Source organism: Erwinia sp. MYb416 (assembly GCF_037479575.1).
In the GTDB taxonomy this organism is placed as follows: Bacteria; Pseudomonadota; Gammaproteobacteria; order Enterobacterales; family Enterobacteriaceae; genus Erwinia; species Erwinia rhapontici.
In genome coordinates this window covers 1-758 of sequence record NZ_JBBGYT010000409.1, presented here as the reverse complement: position 1 = coordinate 758, position 758 = coordinate 1, and the positions used below count along the sequence as shown (strand labels likewise).

Below are 758 nucleotides of genomic sequence, written 5' to 3'. Positions count from 1 at the left end.
AATGTCGACTGAGAATATAGTCCTGTTATTTCGGAAATTCAATCCGGAGTTTTTGCCATTTTCGCGGTTGCACCCTTTTCTAACGCTTCAAGGATTGAGCAGTATACGCTGCTATGGGATGTACCGCAGCAGGCGTCATTAAGCCTCTTCAGTGAACGCTGCATATGCTGTAACTCAGTCAACATGGTTTCAACTTCATTCAGTCGCTTCTGTACGATCGTTTTCGATTCCTGGCAGGTGTGATGCTCAGGATCAACACGGATCGATAGCAGTTCACGGATCGCTTCCAAAGTGAAACCCAACTGCCGGCCATACCGAATAAACTTAAGGCGCTGAAGATCACTATCGCTGTAAAGTCGAAAACCACCTTCAGTACGAACCTCGTGATCCATCATCTGCTGCTTTTCATAGAAACGGATAGTATCCGGCGTGACATCAGCCAGTTTCGCCAGTTGCCCAATACGGTACATTACTGTTCCTCATTGAAGTGCTGTTGCACTTTTCGTCCATAGCCGCCATGTAAAAAATCCGTGCAGATTCCCGCCTGTTTCAGCTTCATTTCCAACAACCGCAGCTGTTTTTCCTGTTGCTGATAGCACTCCTCTTCTGAGTCCACCGTGCGGAGTAACTCATGCAGTTCTATTGCTTCACGTCTCATCTCCAACTCAGGAGGTAAGAATCCAGAGTTTTTTAGAATGCGATAGCTGGCACGGAGCTCTGCAGGAATATGGCTGTCATCGTCTAGCTGTAATGCGCGG

The 758-nt window shown here is 47.4% G+C and carries 2 protein-coding genes; both read right to left on the bottom strand.

Features of this window, described 5'->3' with window-relative positions:
• Positions 1-38: 38 nt before the first annotated feature.
• Positions 39-470, bottom strand: a complete 432-nt coding sequence (gene zntR, locus WH277_RS05640) for a Zn(2+)-responsive transcriptional regulator (protein ID WP_200644133.1) — start codon at positions 468-470, stop codon at positions 39-41.
• A partial coding sequence (locus WH277_RS05635; RefSeq protein WP_339504925.1) for a DnaJ family domain-containing protein occupies positions 470-758 on the bottom strand: 289 nt, incomplete at its 5' end. The genes zntR and WH277_RS05635, both read right to left, overlap by 1 nt.

Coding starts and splice junctions, on each gene's coding strand:
- zntR (WP_200644133.1), bottom strand. CDS start 470: ATGTACCGTATTGGGCAACTGGCGAAACTGGCTGATGTCACGCCGGAT.